17 protein-coding genes and 1 pseudogene are annotated in these 18,933 nt (G+C 70.3%); 9 read left to right on the top strand and 9 right to left on the bottom strand.

Annotation, left to right across the window (positions count from 1 at the left end; translation table 11 throughout):
• Window positions 1-194 precede the first annotated feature (194 nt).
• The 4 genes and pseudogenes from BKK79_RS23770 to BKK79_RS23785 form a co-directional block, all read left to right on the top strand.
• Window positions 195-1,724 (top strand): amino acid permease, encoded by a 1,530-nt coding sequence (locus BKK79_RS23770; RefSeq protein WP_071018123.1) that lies wholly within the window; start codon window positions 195-197, stop codon window positions 1,722-1,724.
• Between the two features lie 205 nt (window positions 1,725-1,929).
• The gene (locus BKK79_RS23775) at window positions 1,930-3,624 is read left to right on the top strand and encodes an amidohydrolase (protein ID WP_071039015.1); all 1,695 of its coding nucleotides are present in this window, start codon (window positions 1,930-1,932) and stop codon (window positions 3,622-3,624) included.
• 173 nt (window positions 3,625-3,797) lie between these two features.
• On the top strand, window positions 3,798-4,712 hold the full coding sequence (locus tag BKK79_RS23780) for an ATP adenylyltransferase family protein (RefSeq protein WP_071039016.1): 915 nt from the start codon (window positions 3,798-3,800) through the stop codon (window positions 4,710-4,712).
• 85 nt (window positions 4,713-4,797) lie between these two features.
• A pseudogene (locus BKK79_RS23785) lies at window positions 4,798-5,102 on the top strand (Bug family tripartite tricarboxylate transporter substrate binding protein); the annotation flags it as partial.
• A gap of 43 nt (window positions 5,103-5,145) precedes the next feature.
• Here BKK79_RS23785 and BKK79_RS23790 read toward each other — a convergent pair.
• The 4 genes from BKK79_RS23790 to BKK79_RS23805 all read right to left on the bottom strand — a co-directional run bounded on the left by BKK79_RS23790 (window position 5,146) and on the right by BKK79_RS23805 (window position 6,805).
• A complete protein-coding gene (locus BKK79_RS23790; RefSeq protein ID WP_071018116.1) occupies window positions 5,146-5,412 on the bottom strand; it encodes a hypothetical protein in 267 nt (88 codons plus the stop codon).
• A gap of 68 nt (window positions 5,413-5,480) precedes the next feature.
• Window positions 5,481-5,750: a Txe/YoeB family addiction module toxin gene (locus BKK79_RS23795; protein WP_071018114.1), complete on the bottom strand. Its 270-nt coding sequence runs from the start codon at window positions 5,748-5,750 to the stop codon at window positions 5,481-5,483.
• The gene (locus tag BKK79_RS23800) at window positions 5,747-6,010 is read right to left on the bottom strand and encodes a type II toxin-antitoxin system Phd/YefM family antitoxin (protein WP_071018112.1); all 264 of its coding nucleotides are present in this window, start codon (window positions 6,008-6,010) and stop codon (window positions 5,747-5,749) included. Before BKK79_RS23800 ends, BKK79_RS23795 begins: the two co-directional genes overlap by 4 nt.
• A 75-nt stretch (window positions 6,011-6,085) precedes the next feature.
• Complete coding sequence (locus BKK79_RS23805) at window positions 6,086-6,805, bottom strand: aspartate/glutamate racemase family protein (RefSeq protein ID WP_071018110.1); 720 nt, start codon at window positions 6,803-6,805, stop codon at window positions 6,086-6,088.
• A gap of 288 nt (window positions 6,806-7,093) precedes the next feature.
• On the opposite strand from BKK79_RS23805, the gene yiaA reads away from it, so the two are divergent.
• Entirely contained in the window at window positions 7,094-7,573 is a 480-nt protein-coding gene (yiaA, locus tag BKK79_RS23810) for an inner membrane protein YiaA (RefSeq protein WP_071039019.1), read from the top strand.
• Window positions 7,574-7,646: 73 nt separating this feature from the next.
• Here yiaA and BKK79_RS23815 read toward each other — a convergent pair whose 3' ends face one another.
• The gene (locus BKK79_RS23815; RefSeq protein ID WP_071039021.1) at window positions 7,647-8,579 is read right to left on the bottom strand and encodes a LysR substrate-binding domain-containing protein; all 933 of its coding nucleotides are present in this window, start codon (window positions 8,577-8,579) and stop codon (window positions 7,647-7,649) included.
• A gap of 104 nt (window positions 8,580-8,683) precedes the next feature.
• Between BKK79_RS23815 and BKK79_RS23820 the strand changes: the two genes are divergently transcribed.
• On the top strand, window positions 8,684-9,976 hold the full coding sequence (locus tag BKK79_RS23820) for an MFS transporter (protein ID WP_071018105.1): 1,293 nt from the start codon (window positions 8,684-8,686) through the stop codon (window positions 9,974-9,976).
• A gap of 38 nt (window positions 9,977-10,014) precedes the next feature.
• On the opposite strand, the gene BKK79_RS23825 is transcribed toward BKK79_RS23820, so the two are convergent.
• Both BKK79_RS23825 and BKK79_RS23830 read right to left on the bottom strand, forming a co-directional pair.
• Entirely contained in the window at window positions 10,015-10,989 is a 975-nt protein-coding gene (locus tag BKK79_RS23825; RefSeq protein ID WP_071039023.1) for a tripartite tricarboxylate transporter substrate binding protein, read from the bottom strand.
• Between the two features lie 112 nt (window positions 10,990-11,101).
• A complete protein-coding gene (locus BKK79_RS23830; RefSeq protein WP_071018102.1) occupies window positions 11,102-12,151 on the bottom strand; it encodes a LysR substrate-binding domain-containing protein in 1,050 nt (349 codons plus the stop codon).
• 252 nt (window positions 12,152-12,403) lie between these two features.
• On the opposite strand from BKK79_RS23830, the gene BKK79_RS23835 reads away from it, so the two are divergent.
• A complete protein-coding gene (locus BKK79_RS23835) occupies window positions 12,404-13,576 on the top strand; it encodes a CaiB/BaiF CoA transferase family protein (RefSeq protein WP_071039025.1) in 1,173 nt (390 codons plus the stop codon).
• An 11-nt stretch (window positions 13,577-13,587) separates the two neighbouring features.
• Entirely contained in the window at window positions 13,588-14,490 is a 903-nt protein-coding gene (locus BKK79_RS23840; RefSeq protein WP_084085106.1) for an HpcH/HpaI aldolase/citrate lyase family protein, read from the top strand.
• A 54-nt stretch (window positions 14,491-14,544) separates the two neighbouring features.
• Here BKK79_RS23840 and BKK79_RS23845 read toward each other — a convergent pair whose 3' ends face one another.
• Window positions 14,545-15,486, bottom strand: coding sequence for a hypothetical protein (locus tag BKK79_RS23845; RefSeq protein WP_071039027.1), 942 nt, complete (start codon window positions 15,484-15,486; stop codon window positions 14,545-14,547).
• A gap of 632 nt (window positions 15,487-16,118) precedes the next feature.
• On the opposite strand from BKK79_RS23845, the gene BKK79_RS23850 reads away from it, so the two are divergent.
• Entirely contained in the window at window positions 16,119-17,084 is a 966-nt protein-coding gene (locus tag BKK79_RS23850; RefSeq protein WP_442873282.1) for a threo-3-hydroxy-L-aspartate ammonia-lyase, read from the top strand.
• Between the two features lie 461 nt (window positions 17,085-17,545).
• On the opposite strand, the gene BKK79_RS23855 is transcribed toward BKK79_RS23850, so the two are convergent.
• Complete coding sequence (locus tag BKK79_RS23855; protein WP_071039030.1) at window positions 17,546-18,871, bottom strand: MFS transporter; 1,326 nt, start codon at window positions 18,869-18,871, stop codon at window positions 17,546-17,548.
• Between the last annotated feature and the right edge of the window lie 62 nt (window positions 18,872-18,933).

Raw genomic sequence — 18,933 nt, forward strand, 5'->3', positions numbered from 1 at the left:
GCCAGGCCGCCGCGGTGGCGCACATTGTTGATTCTAGCGGCAGCGCGGCACCCCCGCGCGCTTTGCGCACGACGCGTTTTCTCTTATGATGCCGCCCGACGTACCGGCCGGCAGGCACTGGCCGGCCCCCGACCGGCATCATCCGCACGGGCCGGCCCGCCGCGGGCGGCGCCCGGCCCAGAACACAAGGCCCAATGGACAGCCAGCAACCCCGTACCGGCGCCCCCGTGCCCGCCCTGCGCCGCGCCCTCCGTGCGCGCCATCTCACCATGATCGCCATCGGCGGCTCGATCGGCACCGGCCTGTTCGTCGCTTCCGGCGCCACCATCGCCCAGGCCGGCCCGGGCGGCGCCCTGGTGGCCTACCTGCTGGTCGGCGCCATGGTCTATTTCCTGATGACCAGCCTGGGCGAACTCGCCGCCTACATGCCGGTGTCGGGTTCCTTCGCCACCTACGGCGCGCTCTACGTCGACGAGGGCTTCGGCTTCGCGCTGGGCTGGAACTACTGGTACAACTGGGCGGTGACCATCGCGGTGGAGCTGGCCGCGGCGCAGCTGGTGATGCAGTACTGGTTCCCCCATACGCCCGGCATCCTGTGGAGCGCGCTGTTCCTCGCCGCCATGTTCCTGCTCAATGCGATCTCGGTGCGTGGCTTCGGCGAGGCCGAATACTGGTGCGCGCTGGTCAAGGTGGTCACCGTAGTGGCCTTCATCGGCATCGGCCTGCTGATGATCTTCGGCATCCTGCGCGGCGACGCCGGCGGCATGCCGGCCGGGCTGGCCAACCTCACCATCGGCGACGCGCCCTTCGTCGGCGGCCTGCCGGCCATGATCGGCGTGGCCATGATCGCCGGCTTCTCCTTCCAGGGCACCGAGCTGATCGGCGTGGCCGCGGGCGAGTCGGCCGAGCCGGCCAAGAGTATCCCGCGCGCGGTGCGCCAGGTGTTCTGGCGCATCCTGCTGTTCTACGTGCTGGCCATCCTGATCATCGGCATCCTCGTCCCCTACACCGACCCCAGCCTGCTGAAGAGCGACGTGCAGACGGTCGGCGTGAGCCCCTTCACGCTGGTATTCCGCCATGCCGGCCTGGCCTTCGCCGCCGGCGTGATGAACGCGGTGATCCTGACCGCCGTGCTGTCGGCGGGCAACTCGGGCATGTATGCCTCGACCCGCATGCTCTACAACCTCGCCACCGAGGGCCGCGCACCGCGCGTGTTCGCGCGGCTCACGCGCAACGGCGTGCCGATGCCGGCGCTGCTGGCCACCACCGCCGTGGGCGCGCTGTGCTTCCTCACCTCGTTGTTCGAAAGCCAGTCGGTCTACCTGTGGCTGCTCAACCTGTCGGGCATGACAGGCTTCATCGCCTGGCTGGGCATCGCCATCAGCCACTACCGCTTCCGCAAGGGCTTCGTCGCCAAGGGCCTGGACCTGTCGCGCCTGCCCTACCGCTCGCCCTTCTTCCCCTACGGGCCGCTGTTCGCCTTCGCCCTGTGCATGGTGATCACGCTGGGCCAGAACTACCAGGCCTTCACCCAGGGCCGCGTCGACTGGCTGGCGGTGGCCGCCACCTATGTCGGCATCCCCGTCTTCCTGCTGATCTGGCTGGGCTACCGGCTGGTGCGCAAGACCCGCATCGTGCCCTATGCCGCGATGCACTTCCCGCCGCTGCCGGCGCGCGCCACCGGGCTGCCCGACGCGGGCGCCGCGGCGGCGGCGGCCGAGTAATGGCGGCATAGCAGCGGCATAGCGGCCGGCGCCCGCCCCCCTTGCAGGGCGGCGGGCGCGTGCCGGGTGTCGCAACGAGCACGACGACAAGCATACGGAAACGGAGACGAACACGAGCAGAAGGCAGGCCCACTGCCCGCAACAGGACGCATCCCGACGCGTACCACAACAAGCCATCCCAAGGCACAACACAAGGAGAACCGCTTTGACGCACCGTACCCGCACCACGCTGGCCGCCCTCGCCGCCAGCCTCGCCTTCGGCCTGCCCGCCGGCGCCCAGGCCGCCCCCACCCTGGTCGAATCCGTGCAGGGCTACACGCTGCAGGACGGCAGGCTGGCCACCTTCACCGGCCTGGTGTTCGACCAGGGCAAGGTGCTGGCCACCGGCGACGCCGCCGCGCTGCGCGCCCGCTATCCGGACGCCGCCCGCGTCGATGGCGGCGGCAAGACGCTGCTGCCGGGCCTGATCGACGCCCACGGCCACGTCTTTCGGCTGGGCTTCAAGACCACCGAGATCTCGCTGTCGGGCACCAGGGACCTGGCCGAGGCGCAGGGCCTGATCCGCGCCTATGGCGCCAGGAACCCGCAGCGCCAATGGCTGCTGGGCTATGGCTGGAACCAGGTCAACTGGAAGCTGGGCCGCTTCCCCACCGCCGCCGAACTGGATGCCGCCGTATCCGACCGCCCGGTGCGCCTGATCCGCGTCGACGGCCACGCCGCCTGGCTCAATACCAAGGCGCTGCAGGCGGCCGGCATCACGCGCGAGACCAAGGATCCGGCCGGCGGCCGCATCGAGCGCGACGCCGACGGCAATCCCACCGGCGTGCTGGTCGACAAGGCCATGGCCTTGGTCAACGAGGTGATCCCGCCCTACTCGGACGACGACCGCCGCGCCGCGCTGGCCGCCGCCGTGGCGCACCTGAACGCGCTCGGCCTGACCGCCGTGGGCGACGCCGGCGTGACCGCCGCCGAGGACCGCATCTACCGCGAATTCGCCGACCAGGGCAAGCTGACCACGCGCATCTACGGCATGATCCGCGACGTCGGCGACGACTTCAAGGCGCTTTCGGCCAAGGGGCCGCTGGTCGGCTACGGCAACGACCGCTACAGCCTGCGCGCGGTCAAGCTGTACGGCGACGGCGCGCTGGGCAGCCGCGGCGCCGCGCTGATGGCGCCCTACTCGGACGACCACGTCCACAGCGGCCTGCTGTTCATGAGCGACGCCGCCATGCAGGCCGCGGTCAAGAGCGCCATCCGCGCCGGCTACCAGGTCAATGTGCACGCCATCGGCGACGCCACCAACCACCAGGTGCTGGACGCCATGGAAGCCGCCTTCAAGGAGGTGGGCGGGCGCGAACTGCGCAACCGCATCGAGCATGCGCAGGTGATCGCACTGCCGGACATCCCGCGCTTCAAGCAGCTCGACCTGATCGCCTCGATGCAGCCCACCCATGCCACCAGCGATATGAACATGGCGGAGGACCGCATCGGCAAGGAACGCATCAAGGGCGCCTACGCCTGGCAGACGCTGCTCAGGCAGGGCACCGTGATCGCCGGCGGCTCCGATTTCCCGGTGGAATCGGCCAACCCCTTCTATGGGCTGCACGCCGCCGTCACCCGCACCGACCACGAAGGCCGGCCGATCCAGGGCTGGCATCCGGAAGAGGCGATGACGCTGCCGCAGGCCTTCCGTGCCTTCACGCTGGACGCGGCCTACGCGGAACACCAGGAGAAGACGCTCGGCTCGCTGGAGCCGGGCAAGTGGGCCGACTTCATCCTGGTCGACCGCGACCTGTTCCGGGTGGCGCCGGCGGACATCTGGAAGACACGGGTGCTGCAGACCTGGGTGGCTGGCCAACGCGTCTACGTGAACGAGAACGTGAACGCGAAGCTGGACTGAGCGGCTGCGGCCGGCTCCGGTCTTCCATGGCCGGAAAGCGGCCGGGGCGCCGCGTGCGCTGCCGGGCGCATGCGGGCCGGCCATCTTCACCGGCGCCGCTCCTTGTGGGATAGTCGGGAGATGCGGACGGCGGCGCCACGCCGCCGCCGTCTCCGTTTCGGCAGGGCGGCCCGATGATCCCGCACCCTTCTCGCTTTTTCGCCCCCGGCACCTTGTGGCCGGCCATCCTGCGCCAGGCCGAGCGCGCCCGGCACAGCGGCGCGCTGCAGCCGATCGAGACCGGTACCGTGCTGATCGACGATGGCGGCGTGCGCTTCCAGGTACGCCAGGTCTCGAGCCTCGCCCGCAAACCCGTGGCGACGCAGGCGCCGCACCGGGCCACCGCCGACCCCTTCCTGCCCCATGACCCCGAACTGTTCGTCGCCGACGTGGGCCCGGCTCACCTGGCGCTGCTCAACAAGTTCCATGTCATCGACCACCACCTGCTGATCGTCACGCGCGCCTTCGTGCCGCAGGAGACGCTGCTGGACCTGGCCGACTTCGCCGCCTTGTTCGCCTGCCTGGCCGAGTTCGACGGCCTGGGCTTCTACAACGGCGGCACCGTGGCCGGCGCCAGCCAGCCGCACAAGCACCTGCAGGTGGTGCCGCTGGCCGGCCTGGGCGGCACGCCGCCGATGGTGCCGCTGCTGGACGCGGCGCCGGCCAGCAGCACGCACCCCCATGTGCGCCGCGCGCCCGGCCTCGCCTTCGCCCACGCCTACGCACCGCTGACCACGCTGCTGCCGCCGGAACGCATGGCGCGCGTGGCGCTGGCGCGCTACCGGGAACTGCTGGAGGCCGTCGGCATCGAGGCGCGCGCGACCGAGGCGGGGAACCTGCAATCCGCGCCCTACAACCTGCTGGTGTTCCCGCGCGGCATGCTGCTGGTGCGGCGCGCGGCGGAGCATGTGGCGGGTCTGTCCGTCAACGCGCTGGCCTATGCCGGCTCGCTGTTCGTGCGCGACGCGGCGCAACTGACGGCGGTGGCCACGCTGGGACCGATGGCGGTCCTGCGCCAGGCGGCCGCGCCGGATGACGGCCACGCTTGAGGCTTGCCTCGGACGTGCCTGGGACGTGCCTGAAGCGCGCTGGGGCTGGTCGCCCTCGCCTTCTAGGTAGATGCGCGCCAGGTGCCTGCCGGAACTGCCCGGGGTGCCCGCCGTGGCGGAATCCGGCTTGCCCGGCTTCGAAGCGTATTCGTGGATCGGTATTCGTGGATCGGCATCTTCGCACCGGCCGGCACCCCGCCGGCGACGCTGCGCAAGCTGACCGCCGACTTCCAGGCCGCGCTCAACGATCCCGAGACCCACCGCAAGCTGACCCAGGCCGGCTTCGAGGTGATGGCCAGCGACGGCCCCGCGCTCGACCGCTACGCGCGCGAACAGTACGAACGCTGGAAGGGCTTCGTGGCGAAGACGGGCCTGAAGCTGGAGGAATAGGGAACAGCGAATGGGCCGACGTGCGCTGGCGAGCGCTGGCGCCTCAGAAGTCGACGCTGGCCGATGCCGGCGCCGCGATGCGCACGCCGAAGCTGGTAATGTCCGGCAACGTCGCATTGTGGTGGGCGAAGATGCTTGCCACCGGCGCATGCGGCTTGTCGCGCGTGGTGTGCGCATCCGCCACCAGCGAGATGGCATAGCCCAGCCCTGCCACGCGCGTCCAGCCAATCCTGCAGCGGCGTGCGCATCGCGACGCCGGATCGAACAGGACTTGCTGGACGTCGATGACGAGCAGGGCGGAGGTGGTCATGACAAGGCGCAACGGTACGCACGCGATGAGCCGGCACCACGGTACTGCTGCGCGAGCCGAGGCGTTCCCTACTTGGCGCCGTAGTGCAGGCGACAGGCAATGATGGTCAACTCGTCATCGTTGGCGTGATAAACGAGACGGTTGGTATTGTCGATGCGGCGCGACCAGTAGCCGGACAGATTCCCCGTCAGGGGCTCAGGCTTGCCGACTCCATCGAAAGGGTTACGCGTGGTGTCCTGGATGAGCTGATTGATTCGCTTGAGCGTCTTTCTGTCCTGTCCTTGCCAGTAGAGATAGTCATCCCACGCGTCGGGCATGAAGACCAGCTGGCGCGTCATGCCGCGTCCGGATCGATCAACTCACGCTCCACCCCCTCGCCCCGGCGATGCTGCTCGATGGAGCGCAGCAAGCGCTCCGCATTGGCCGGCGAACTGAGCAGGTACATGGTTTCCATCCAGCTGTCGTACTGTTCCTGCGACATGATCACGGCATTGGGCGCATCGCGCCGTGTGATCAGGATGGCATCGTGATCGGCGATGGCCTGGTCGATCACGGCCTTCAGGTTGTTGCGGGCATCGGAGAAATGAACGGTGCGCATGGCTCGCCCCCACTGAACTTGTTCAACTGATTGTACAAGTATAGCAGGCATCGGCCGCAGCGCAGGCCCGCGGTCTCACAGGCGGGAGCGCTCCGGTCGGACGGCGTCGCCCAGCGCGCGCCGCAGCGCCGCGCGCGCCAGCAGGCGGGTGGAGTCCAGCGTGGGCAGCGCCGAATTGGCGTCGCCGATGATCAGCGGGATCTCGGTGCAACCCAGCACCACGGCGTCGCAGCCGCGCTCGCGCAGGCCTTCGATCACGCGCTGGAACACGCGTACCGAATCCGCTTCGATGCGTCCCGGCACCAGTTCGTCCATGATGATGCGCGCGATCGCATCGCGCTCGCCGGGCTCGGGCCGCACGCAGGCCAGACCGGCCCTTGCCAGGGCGTCCGGGTAGACCTCGCTGTCGACCAGCCAGCGCGTGCCGGTCAGGCCCAGGCGGCGGTAACCGCGCCCGGCGGCCTCGGCGGCGACCACCTCGGCAATCGACAGCCAGGGCAGCGGCGAGCGCGGCAGCACCTCGGGCAGGGCCTGGTGGATGGTGTTGTCGGGACAGATCAGGAAATCGGCGCCGGCCCGCGCCAGCTTATGCGCCGAGGACAGCATCAGTTCGGCGACGCCGCCGCGATCGCCCGCCTCCAGGCAGCGCACGTAGTCGGCCAGCGAGTGGCCGTGCAGCGAGACTTCCGGGTGGCCGTGCGGCCCCAGCCAGTGCGCGCCCTCGCTGCAGAGGGTGCGGTAGCAGAGCGCGGCGCCTTCGGCCGAGCAGGCAACGATTCCAATGTGCTGTGGCATGTGAGTATCTCCCGTTTCGGTGTCCCGTTTCGGTGCGCAGGCCCGGCCAGCCCACCGCATGTGCCGGTCGACGCACAAGCCGGCAGCCTACATCAAGTGGCCGGCCGGCGCAGCGGACGGTGCGGCAGGTGGAGTGGGGCGGACCGGCGGCACCGACACGGGGCCGCGGCCGGCAGAGTCCGGCATCTGAGATTCCTGAATCGGTTTCGGACGCGTCCCAAACATCCCTGCAAGCGCTTTTGCCATGATGATCCGCCTCCGCAGGCCTCCCTTTCCCACCCCGACCACATGACGACGCCCATCCCCCAGCCCACCTCCTTCGCCTTCGTCGCGGCCTCCTGGGCCGCGCTGCTCGCCGGCCTCGTCGCCTTCCTGATCGGCCTGTTCAACGCCGACATGCAGCTCAACGAGAAGGGCTACTACTTCACCGTCCTCGCCTATGGCCTCTTTGCTGCGATCTCGGTGCAGAAGAGCGTACGCGACCGGCTGGAGGGCATTCCGGTGACAGGCATCTACTACGGCCTGAGCTGGGCATCGACCCTGCTGGCGGTGCTGCTGCTGTGCGTCGGCCTGTTCAACGCAACCCTCGCGCTGAGCGAGAAGGGCTTCTACGGCATGGCCTTCCTGCTCTCGCTGTTCGGCGCCATCGCCGTGCAGAAGAACACCCGCGACCTTCAGGCAGCAAGGCCCGCGCCGCTCGACCCTCCTCCGCTACCGGCGCACGACGGCGCCGCGTCCGCTCGCCACGACGAGCGGGAAGACTTCTGAAACCGCGCCCATCCGCCGCTTTCAGCGCGGAAAACACGCGGCAGCGACACCATCGGCGCACCCCTGGCCGCGCCTACGCCGCCAGCGCCATGGCACCTCCCCTGCGCTGCGCCGCCAGCGCCTCGAGCGCCTCCAGCACGATGCCCGCGAGCCGCTCCGCGGCCGGCGGCAGTACCGGCCCGGCCCGCAGCAGCTTGAGCGGCAGCGAAGGCAGCGGGGGCAGGCCCAGGGCGGCGGCATCGAGCGCGCAGACACTGGCCGGCAAGCCGTAGCGGGTGCGCACGGTGACGCCGAGGCCGGCGGCGGCGGCGGCCCACAGGCCCGCCAGGCTGGGGCTGGTGAAGACCACGCGCCACGCAATGCCGGCCTGGTCCAGCGCCGCGGTCGCGGCGGCGTGGAACTGGCAGGGCCGGTCGAAGGCCAGCAGCGGCAGCGGCTCGCCACCGCCGGGCTGCCACGCCGGCGCGTGGGCACCGATCCAGCACATCGGCGCCTCGTCGATGCGCTCGACGCCGCCCACGCCCTGCAGGCGGTAGCCGAAGGCGGCGGCATCGTCCCAGATCAAGGCCAGGTCCAGGCGTCCGGTGGCGATGCGCTCCAGCAGGTCGGCGTTGCGCGCCACCGCGGCCTCCACGCGCACGCGCGGATGGGCCCGCGCGAAACGGCCCAGCACCTCGGGCAGCATGGCTTCGCCGAACTCCTCCTGCAAACCCAGGCGCACACCGCCGTCCAGCCCGGTGCCGCGCACCGCGACCGCGGCTTCGTCGTTCAGCTCCAGCAGGCGCCGCGCATAGGCCAGCATCACCTCGCCGGCGTCGGTCAGCGCCAGGCCGCGGCCCTCCTTGCGGAACAGCGCGATGCCGGCCTGCTCCTCCAGCTTCTTGATCTGCGCGCTCACCGCCGAGCTGGAGCGTCCGACGCGATCCGCCGCGCGCGCGAAGCTGCCCAGTTCCATGCCGGTCACGAGGCTGCGCAGAGCGGCCAGATCGAAGTGGATCTGTGACATATCAATGATCCTGTTTTATCGAATCATTGATTCGATATTTTCCGATTTTCAGGATGAATTCTAAGCGCCAGACTGCACAGGTCAACCCTGATCCGGTACCTGCCATGCCTGCTTCCTGCGATTCGCCCCTGTCCCGCCCGTCCGACGCCGCCTCCGCACGTCCCGCCCCCGCGCACGGCCCTGCCCACCGCTGGAAAGTGCTCGGCGTCGGCGTCGCCGCCAACGCTGCCTTCTCCGCCGCGGCCGCCGGCATTCCCACCACCGCGGTCTGGCTGCGCGCCGGCTACCGGCTCGACAACGCCCAGCTCGGCCTGGCGCTGGGCGCGCTCGGCCTGGGCGTGGCCCTGTCGGAACTGCCCTGGGGCCTCGCCGCCGACCGCTTCGGCGACCGTCCGGTGCTGCTCGCAGGGCTTGCCGCCACCGCCGCCACCCTGCTGGCCACGGCCGCATGGCTGGCGCCGTCGGCCGGCTTCGTGCCGCCGCTGGCCGCGCTGATGGCGGCGCTCTGCCTGGCCGGCCTGCTGGGCGGCAGCGTCAACGGCGCCAGCGGGCGCGCGGTGATGCGCTGGTTCCGCGAGGGCGAGCGCGGCTTCGCCATGAGCGTGCGCCAGACCGCGGTGCCACTGGGGGGCGGCCTGGGCGCGCTGGCGCTGCCCTGGCTGGCTTCGTCGGCAGGCTTTGCCTGGGTCTTCGGCGCGCTGGGGCTGGCCTGCGCGCTGGCCGCGTGGCTGACCTGGGCCTGGCTGCATGAGCCGCCGCAGGCACTGTCCGCTACGGTCCCTGCCGCGGCGGCGCCACGGCCGGCGGCCGAGCCCGCGGGCACGCGCGGCCCGCTGCGCGATGTGGCGGTGTGGCGCCTGGTCGGGGGCATCGGCATCCTGTGCGTGCCGCAGTTCGCCGTGCTGACCTTTGCCACCGTCTACCTGCACGATTTCGCCCGCATGGGCCTGGCCGGCATGTCGGCCACCATGGTGGCGGTGCAGGCTGGCGCGATGGCGATGCGGGTCTGGAGCGGCCGCCTGACCGACCGCCGCGGCAACCGGCGCGGCTACCTGCGTGCCAGCACCTGGGCGGCGGCGGGCACCTTCCTGCTGCTGGCGCTGGCCAGCGCCGGCGCCCCGGCGGCGGTGCCTCTGCTGGCGCTGCTGCTGGTGACGGCCGGCATCAGCGTGTCGGCCTGGCACGGCGTGGCCTACACGGAGCTCGCCACGCTGGCGGGCGCGGAACGCGCCGGCACCGCGCTCGGCATGGCCAACACCATCGTCTACCTCGGCTTCTTCCTGACCCCGCTGCTGATCCCGGCGCTGCTGGCCGCCAGCGCCTGGCCCTGGGTATGGGCGGTGGCGGGCATGGCGGCGCTGGCCGCGCTGCCGCTGTTCGCGCCGGCGCGCGGCTGAGCGGCTGAGCGGCCGGCGCTGCGCCGGCCGGGCCCGCCTCAGTCGACCTGGGCGCCCGAGCTCTTGACGATCTTCGCCCACTTGTCCATGTCGGACTTCAGCAGGGCGGAGAACTGCTGCGGGGTGCCGTCCAGCACTTCGGCGCCCTGCGCGGCCAGCTTGTCGCGCAGGGCCTTGTCGGCCAGCGCGGCGTGCAGCGTCTGCGCGAGCTTCTGCGAGACTTCGCGCGGCGTGCCTTTGACCGCGAACAGGCCCACCCACAGGTCGCCGCTGTAGCCGGGCACGGTCTCGCCGATGGCCGGGATGTCCGGCGCGAACGGCGAGCGCCTGGCCGAGCTGACGCCCAGCGCGCGCACCTTGCCCGCCTTGATGTGCGGCAGCACCGAGGGCAGGCTGGCGAAGGCCATCGGCACCTGGTTGCCCAGCACGTCGTTGAGCGCCGGCGCCACGCCCTTGTAGGGCACGTGCTCCAGCTTGATGCCTGCCATGCTGTTGAGCATCTCCCCCAGCAGGTGGTTGAGCGTGCCGTTGCCCGCCGAGGCGAAGCGGTAGTAGTCGGGGCGGGCCTTGGCCATGCTGATCAGCTCGGCCATGCTGCGCGCCGGGAAGGCGGGATTGACCACCAGCACGTTCGGCACGCTGGCGACCGGCGCGATCGGCTCGAAGTCCTTGACCGGATCGAAGGGCACCTGGCGGTACAGCGAGGGATTGATGGCCTGCGTGCTGCTGATGGTCATCAGCAGCGTATAGCCGTCCGGCGTGGCGCGCGCGGCGTACTGCGTGCCGATGTTGCCGCCGGCGCCCGGCCGGTTCTCCACCACCACCTGCTGGCCGAGCCGCTGCGACAGGTCGGCGGCCACCAGGCGCGCGACGATGTCGTTGGTGCCGCCGGGCGCCTGTGGCACCACCATCTGGATGGGCTTGGCGGGATAGGGCTCGGCGTGGGCCGGGGCGGCGGCGCACAGCGCCAGGCTGGCGGCCAGGCCGGCCAGCGCGCGGGGGTTGCGTAGCATTGCGTCTCCTCTGGTTGACGGCCGGCGGCATCGGGCCGCGGCCGCATCGGAGCGCACTCTACCCGCGAAGCCCGCGGGCGGGAAATTCAATCGGCGACTACGCGCATAAGTTTTACTTATCCGCCTGCGCAGCGGTCGCCGGCGCTGCCTCGGCCGGTGCCGGCGGCCGCTTCAGCGAGCCGCCCTCGGCGATACGCGCCGCCACCAGCTCGCGCAGGATCTCCGCCACCGCCTCGGCCGCATGGGTACGCGGCAGCGCGCGCGGCCAGCACAGCGACAAGGTGCGGCGCAGCTCCGGCACGATCAGCCGGCGAGGCACCGCCGGCGCCGCGTCCGCGACCGAGGAGGCCGGCAGGATGGTGCAGGCCAGCCCCTCGCGCGCCGAGGCCAGCAGGAAGGGCAGCGAATCGAGGTCGGCCACCACCTCGAGGCGGATGCCCGCACGCGCGAAGCTGCGCTCCACCACATCGCGCAGGCCCTGCGCGCCGCTGGGCAGCACCAGCGGCACGCCATCGAGCTGGCGCAGCGCCACCGTCCCCTCGCCGGCCGCATCGAGCCCATCGTCTGCATCGTGCGCAGCGCCCGCACCGCCCGCCCCGTGCAGGCTCCCGCGCCGGGCCCGGCGCGGCGGACGCAGGCTGCCCGCCGGCGGGGTGCCGATCAGGTAGAGCGATTCGGTGGCGAGCGGCTCCGGCTCCACCGCGCGCGAGGGCGTGTCGCGGAACAGGATGGCGAAATCCAGGCGGCCATTGTTGAGCAGCTCCGAGATGTATCCGCTCATGCTCTCGAACAACTGCAGGCGCACGCGCGGATAGCGCTCGCGCACGGCCCGCATCAAGGGCATGCCGAAGGCGGCCGCGGCCGTGGTCGGCAGGCCGATCGCCACCGCGCCGGTGACATCGGCGCCGGCCACGCGCACCTCCGCGCCCGCGGCCTCGACCTGCTTGATGATGGCGCGTGCATGCCGGTACAGCGTGCGGCCCGCTTCGGTCGGCCGCACGCCCTTGGCGCTGCGGTGCAACAAGGCGACGCCGAACTCGGCCTCGAGCGCCGCCAGCTGCTGGCTGAGCGCCGGCTGTGCCACGCACACCACCTCCGCCGCCCGCGTCAGGCTGCCTTGGTCCACGATGGCCACGAAATAGCGCATGGCACGGATATCCATCGAATTCGGCTCCTGTGCGGTGAGATCGATGCGGGCCGCCACCGCGCGGGGCGGCGGGCAATGTATTGATTCTACTTATGGACGCCTGCATTTTCGCTATTTCCGCCGGCGGGCGAAAGCGGCTAGATTCTCGCCATCGACCACTAGCCCACTGAATCCCTGAGATCGGCCGGTGCCTGCCATGGCAGGCCTTTCCCCTCCCATTTCCATGATTCAGTGGTCCAGCGCCCCGGACTCCATCCCAGCCCCGACATGTCCCGTCCCCTGCAAGGCATCACCGTCGTCTCCCTCGAGCAAGCCATCGCGGCTCCCTTCTGCACCCGGCAACTGGCCGACCTCGGTGCGCGCGTGATCAAGATCGAACGCCCCGGCGGCGGTGATTTCGCCCGCGCCTACGATACGCGCGTGCGGGGCCAGTCCTCGCACTTCGTCTGGACCAACCGTTCCAAGGAAAGCCTGACGCTCGACCTCAAGCACGAGGCGGCCGGCGCGCTGCTGCGCAAGCTGCTGGCCGGGGCCGACGTGCTGGTGCAGAACCTGGCCCCCGGCGCGGCCGCGCGGCTGGGCCTGGACTACGCCAGCCTGAGCGGCGACTTTCCCCGCCTGATCGTCTGCGATATCTCCGGCTACGGCGCCGACGGTCCCTATCGCGACAAGAAGGCCTACGACCTGCTGGTGCAGAGCGAGTCGGGCTTCGTCTCGGTCACCGGCACGCCGGAAGAAGGCGTCAAGGCCGGCGCCTCGGTGGCCGACATCGCCGCCGGGATGTATGCCTACAGCAATATCCTGGCCGCGCTGCTCGAACGCGGCCAGACCGGACGGGGCAAGCGCATCGACATTTCCATGCTGGAAGCAACGGTGGAATGGATGGGCTTCCCGCTCTACTACGCCTTCGACGGCGCCGCGCCGCCGCCCCGCGCCGGGGCCGCGCACGCCACCATCTATCCATACGGCCCCTTCCCCACCGGCGACGGCAAGACGGTGATGGTGGGCCTGCAGAACGAACGGGAATGGGCCGCGTTCTGCGCCACGGTGCTGCAGGATCCTGACCTGGCCAGCCATCCGGACTACGCCGACAACAGCCGGCGCAGCGCCAACCGCGACACGCTGCGCGCACGCATCGTCGCCGTGTTCTCCGCGCTCGATGCCGACCAGGTCATCGCCCGCCTGGAGGCGGCCCGCATCGCCAACGCCCGCGTCAACACCATGGCCGACGTCTGGGCCCACCCCCAGCTCGCCGCGCGCGGGCGCTGGCGCGAGGTCGAGACGCCGGCCGGCGCCGTGCCGGCACTGCTGCCGCCGGGAGCCACGGAGGCGCGCATGGATCCCGTGCCCGCCGTGGGCCAGCAGACCGACGCCATCCTCGCCGAACTGGGCTGCACGCCCGAGGACATCCGCGCCCTGCATGCCGCGGGCGCGCTGTGAGGAGTGCCGCGATGTCCCGACCTGCCCTGCCGCTCAGCTACCTGTTCGTGCCGGCCGACCGCCCCGAGCGTATCGGCAAGGCGCTCGCCAGTGGCGCCCATGCCGTGATCGTCGACTTCGAGGATGCGGTCGCGCCGGCCGCCAAGGACAATGCCCGCACGGCCTTGTCCGCCGCCTGGCCGGCCCTGCGCACGCAGGCGGCCGCGGCGGGCGTGCCGCTGCTGGTGCGCGTCAACGGCGCCGACACGTGCTGGCACCGTTCCGACCTGGCGTGGTGCGCGCAGGGTGGCGCCGATGGCATCGTGCTGCCCAAGGCCGAGCCAGAGGCCGCGCGCGCCCTGCGCGCGGCCCTGCCTGACTGTGCCTGCCTGCCGCTGCTGGAAACGGCCGCCGGCTTCGCGCGCCTGCGCGAACTCGCCGCCCTGCCCGGCGTGGCCCGCCTGCTGTTCGGCAGCATCGACCTGATGCTGGACCTCGACATCGGCGATGCCGGCGCCCCGCTCGACTACTTCCGCAGCCGCCTGGTAGCGCATGCGCGCGCCGCCGGCCTGCCGGCGCCGGTGGATGGCGTCTGCACCGCGCTGGGCGACGCCGCCGCGCTGGCGGCCGAAACCACCCGCGCGCGCGCCTTCGGCTTCGGTGCCAAGCTGCTGATCCACCCGGCCCAGGTGGCGGGCGTGCATGCCGGCCTGGCACCGGATGCCGAGCAAGCCGCGTGGGCCCGCCGCGTGCTCGACGCGGCTGACCGGGCCGGCGGCGCGGCCATCGCCGTGGACGGAAAGATGGTCGACCGGCCCGTGCTGGAACGGGCCCGGCGCATCGTGTCGCGCCTGGCGCCGGCGCGACCGGGCGGGAACGGAGATCCGCGCTGGCACTTGCCGGCGCGTGGCCGGCCCTGGCGCGACGGCCTGTGAGGCGGCGCGCGGAGCGGCATGCAGGCCAACCTGCAGGCCGGGCTGCAGGCCGGGCTACAGGCCGGCCGACTGGAACCGCCGCGGCGCCGAGCAGGCCCGATAGGCAATGTCGGCGATGTCGCCCAGGTCCTCGGCCGGCCGCCACTCGGACGGCTGGTCGCGCGACATCGCGGCGATCTCGCCGTACATGGCGTCCGGCGCATCGCTGCGCTGGTAGCCCCGGTACTTGACCACGCGGTAGCGCGCGAAACCGCCGGCGCAGTCCAGTTCGATACGCGACAGCGAGCCATGCAGGCGCTCGCCATGGAAGCGGCTGGCATCGCCCTGGTAGACCACGGCGAGATCCAGCGTCGGACGGCCCTGGCCGTCCTGGCGGCGGAAGTAGTAGGACTTCGTGCCACCGGTGTGGGACATCTCCTTCAGCAGCAGCCACTCGCCATCGCCATCCCAGCGCTGCGCCGCCGCGTCGCCTCGCCACAGGCCGAAGTGGCGGCCCACGCCGAGCGCGACCACCAGCACGACGGCCAGCGTCAGCAGCTTGCTGGCGCGCGAGCCCTGGTCCGGCGCCGGCAGCCGCGCCGCGGCCGCCACCGGAAGCGGGGCAGGCACCGGAGCGGGTACCGGTGCAGGCACGGCAGCGGCGATCGACATGCCGAACGGGGCAGGACCGGGAGCCGGAACAGGAAAGGGAACGGGGGCCATCGCCAGTCCGCTGCCGCGGACGTAGCCACGGCCATGGCCGCGGATCCAGCCCCAGAACGAGCCGCCGGCGAAGCCGAGCACCATGCAGGTACCGACCGTGATGCCGGTGGCAACCAGCGCGTCGACGCCCGACTGCTGGTACAGCGGCGTGGCGGGCGCGGAAACCAGCCCCGCCGTCACGCCGAATGTCATCCACGCCTGCGCCGTGCGCAGGACCGAGGCCTCGGTGCTGCGCGGATAAATCAGGTGCGAGACGAAATAGGCAACGATGGCATGCACGATGACGGGCAGCATGGACTGGATCTCCTTCTTCTCAGTCGAGCCTGGCGAAGACTCCGGAAGCGCACTGCTGGATACCAGACCACCTTGTCGTGCGCATCAAGGCACCGGGAATCCGGTTGCGGGTCATAACGTGATCTTATAAGCGCAACAAAGTGCGGTTTCAACCGCCAACTCGGGGGGGATGCCCGAGCCGCAACAAGTGCTCGATGAGATGCTTGCTGCGCAACGGGATTCGCACTGCCCCGGTTCGCTCCCCTGTCGCTCGCTCAACTGAATCTGTAGCTGGATTTCAACTGAATTTGTAAACGCCATGCCCTCAAAGCCCACCGGCCTTTGGTCAGGACCGAGGATGTTCCACGTCCCTTGGCCATGAATTTACAATTCATCCAGAAATAGATAATATGTACAGATTGATTGCACCTCTGAGTGCCTGCAAGCGGCAAGATCTGCACAAGCAGCAACAAGAAAGCGGCCCGCGGTTTGATTGAGGCTTTCGCCCCCGTTGCAGTCTGACCGACATGGCGCCGCAGGCCATTACGATGGCACGCCTGCTCGGCGGCGTGCTATCGATGCTGCTATCGATGCCCCTGGGGCCGCAGAATCCATCGGCCCTGACAGCGCCTTCAATCTAACAAGACTTAACGATGATGCTGAATCTTCCAACCTTCGATGACGTGTCAGCGGCCGCGCGCCGGATTGAAGGCTTTGCCCACCGGACTCCCGTGATGCGCTCCCAGACCGCCGACAAGGAACTGGGCGCCGATGTTTTCTTCAAGTGCGAGAACCTGCAGCGCACTGGTGCCTTCAAGTTTCGTGGCGCATTCAATGCGCTGGCGCGCTTCGATGCGGCCCAGCGCCGCCGGGGCGCTCTCGCCTTCTCCGGCGGCAACCACGCGCAGGGCATCGCACTGTCGGCGGCATTGCTGGGGATACCGTCGACGATCCTCATGCCGCACGACGCGCCGGCAGCCAAGGTGGCGGCGACCAAGGGTTACGGAGGCAAGGTGGTGCTCTATGATCGATACACCGACGACCGCGAGGCAATTTGCCACAAGCTGGCGGAAGAACAGGGGCTGACGCTGATCGGGTCCTATGACCAACCGGACGTGATTGCCGGCCAGGGAACCGCCGCCAAGGAATTATTCGAGGAAACGGGCGAGCTTGATGCCCTGTTCGTCTGCCTGGGCGGCGGCGGCCTGCTCTCCGGCTCCGCGCTGTCCGCGCGCGCACTGGCACCGCGGTGCAAGATCTACGGCGTAGAGCCAGCCACCGGCAACGATGGCCAACAATCGTTCCGCTCCGGAGCGATCGTGCATATCGATACGCCAAAGACCATCGCCGACGGCGCGCAGGCGCAGCACCTAGGTCGTCACACGTTCGAGATCATTCGCCGTGATGTCGACGATATCCTTACCGCCAGTGACGAGGAGTTGGTCGATGGCATGCGTTTCTTTGCGTCACGCATGAAGCTGGTCGTGGAGCCAACCGGCTGCCTGGGCCTCGCCGCCGCACGCGGCATGAAAGCCGAACTGATGGGTAAGCGAGTGGGTATCATCGTTAGCGGCGGGAACGTGGACATTGACAGTTTCGCCGCGCTTCTTGCAGGCTGAGCTGCGTGATTCGCGCGAGTGGCATTCAACGCTAAGCGAATATCCATAGACGTTGGCCAGGCTCTACCGCAGCCTGATCACGGTCCCAGCCAGCGATCCCTATCCCTCTAATCGGGGCAGGCCGCCATAGCGCCGCACGTAGCCCAGTGCTGCCTTGCGCAGGGCAGTTATCGCCGTCGCAGGCTCGGCTCCGAGCGCCTGCAGTCGGCTCTGACAACGGCGCGCGACAAAGCGACCGTCGACGGCGCGGTACAGCCAGAACCGCGGCCGCTGCCCTTCCAGGCCGAGCAATCGCAGTCGACGCACCGCCGCGTCCGCTGGCGGGACACCGTGCTCGGCCTCCCAACCCGTGTGGCTCGAGTAGGTGAGGCATGTCCTCTGGCATGCCGCCGGCACTTGCCGAAGACGTGCAATCTGCGCCGCCGCTGTGGTGGCCAACGGCGTTGGCGTCCACCCCTTGGCTAGGCCGTGCGTTGCCGCACCAGATCGGAGCGGCCGTGGTTCACCAGCGCGATCGAGGCCGCGGCGATCACCGCCGGCACGGCGATGACAAGGAAGTTGTGGGCCAGCGGCAGGGACAGTCCGATGATAGCGCCGATCAGGATCGGCGCCAGGATCGCCCCGGCTCGCCCCACGCCCAGCATCAGGCCCAGCCCGGTGCCGCGGCAGGCGAGCGGATAGAACTGTCCGCAATAGGCACAGGACAGCGTCTGCGTGCCGATGGTGCAGGCGCCGGCCACGCCGACCAGCACGAACAGGACCCAGGTCGGCATGCCGTGGCCCAGCAGCGCGATCGACACCGCCGCCAGCAGGAACATCGGCACCAGCACGCCCTTGATGTGCAGGCGGTCAGCCAGCCAGCCGCCGCCGATGGCGCCGGCCGTGGCGCCGATGTTCAGCACCAGCACGAAGGCCAGGGCCGATCCCAGGCTGTAGCCAGCCGAGGCCATCAGCTTGACCAGCCAGGCATTGAGCGCGTACACCATGAACAGGGACATGAAGCAGGTCACCCAGAACATCACGGTGCTGAAGCCTCGCCCCTCGGCGAACAGGGTGCGCAGCGGCGCCTCCTGCGGCTTGTCCTGGCTCGCCACCACGAAGACGTCGTCCGCCTGCGGCGCGTACTGCGGCGCCAGGCGCGCGAGGATGGCCTGCAGTTCGCCGGTGCGGCCGCGCTTGTGCAGGAAGGCCATCGACTCGGGCATCTGCCGCCAGATCCATGGCAGCAGCACGGCCGGCGCCGCCGCCGCCAGGAACACGCCCTGCCAGCCGTAGGATTCGATCAGGCCGCGCCCCACCAGCGCCGCCACGATGCCACCCACCGAGTAGCCGGAGAACATCACCGTGATCAGCGTGCTGCGCATGCGCCGCGGCGCGTACTCGGACATCTGCGCGATCACGTTCGGCATGACCCCGCCCATGCCCAGCCCTGCGAGGAAGCGCATCACGCTGAAGGCCACCGGCTCGTGCATCATGCCGGCCGCCGCCGTGCACAGGCTGAACAGCGCGATGCACAGCACGATCACCGCGCGCCGCCCGATGCGGTCCGCGAGCGCGCCGAAGACGATATTGCCGAACATCATGCCGAACAGCGCCGAGCTGACCATGAAGCCGGCCTGGGTCGCGTCCACGCCCATCTCCTTCATGATCGCCGGCAGCGCGATGCCTGCCACGGCGAGGTCGTAGCCGTCGAAGACGATGGCCAGTGCGCACCAGACGAGCACGGTGGCGTGGAAGCGGTTGAAGCTGGCGTCGTCCGCCAGTCGGTTGGCATCGATCTGCCGCATGGTGGTCTCCTCCTTGCCGCGCGCGCCGGCCTCCGGCTCTGTGCGCCCGCCGCGGGTTCTGC

The sequence above is a fragment of the Cupriavidus sp. USMAA2-4 genome, from assembly GCF_001854305.1.
Lineage (GTDB): Bacteria > Pseudomonadota > Gammaproteobacteria > Burkholderiales > Burkholderiaceae > Cupriavidus > Cupriavidus malaysiensis.